Here is a 738-nt window from a genome sequence, read left to right on the forward strand (position 1 = left end):
AGTCTCTTTAATATTCCACTTCTTAGACTTCGTTGCCTTGTCGGAAGGCTTTACAAGCACTTTACGACTCAGCATCTCAAAATGTGCGAATTGATAACTCATGACAACGATCCAAAAAATTTCTCGCAAATCGTTGAGAGTCTTCTTTTAAAATCATCAGACGTACAATTTTCCAAATCTAAATTATCGATACTCGAATACAAACCATCCTTGTCACATTCTTCTAAATCTTTAACCCAAAGGCGTATCTCATCTTTATTGTCATTAACAAAAACACACTCGTAACAAAAATCATCCTCGTCATCGTTCAAATATTCGTTGAATCTTAAAAAACCATATCCCCTGCTTTCTATGTAATCCAAAAACAAAGAAGAATGCGAAGGAAGACAACGCAAATAATCTCTATAACTTTTCACATCCTTCACAGGAAAAKAATGGTCAATATAATGGTCATGCAAACAAGTCATGATATCGTAAGGCTTTTCCCAACCGCAATAAACCTCGACCCCATTCCCAAACATATAACGAATAGCCTTGGTCTCATAACGTGCCTTCAATCGCACAGCCTTTATATTGAACAGATTTTCAAGCCTCTGTACTTCTCTCTCTATTTCTCTATATTTTTCCTTCTTTACCATATCCATAACAATCTCCGACCCTCAGTTTGTGGGGTACTGGAAACTTATTGTAGCAGATAGAAATCAATATTTGACTTGTCATAGTGTCCGACTATGACAA

Annotated in this window: 1 protein-coding gene; it reads right to left on the reverse strand. The window is 36.4% G+C overall.

The genetic code is table 11. The annotated features are described in order from the left end of the window. Positions 1-98: 98 nt before the first annotated feature. The gene (locus tag KP705_RS15700) at positions 99-644 is read right to left on the reverse strand and encodes a hypothetical protein (protein WP_215764862.1); all 546 of its coding nucleotides are present in this window, start codon (positions 642-644) and stop codon (positions 99-101) included. Positions 645-738: the final 94 nt, after the last annotated feature.

This window comes from Gluconobacter sp. P1D12_c (assembly GCF_018812105.1).
Lineage (GTDB): Bacteria > Pseudomonadota > Alphaproteobacteria > Acetobacterales > Acetobacteraceae > Gluconobacter > Gluconobacter oxydans_A.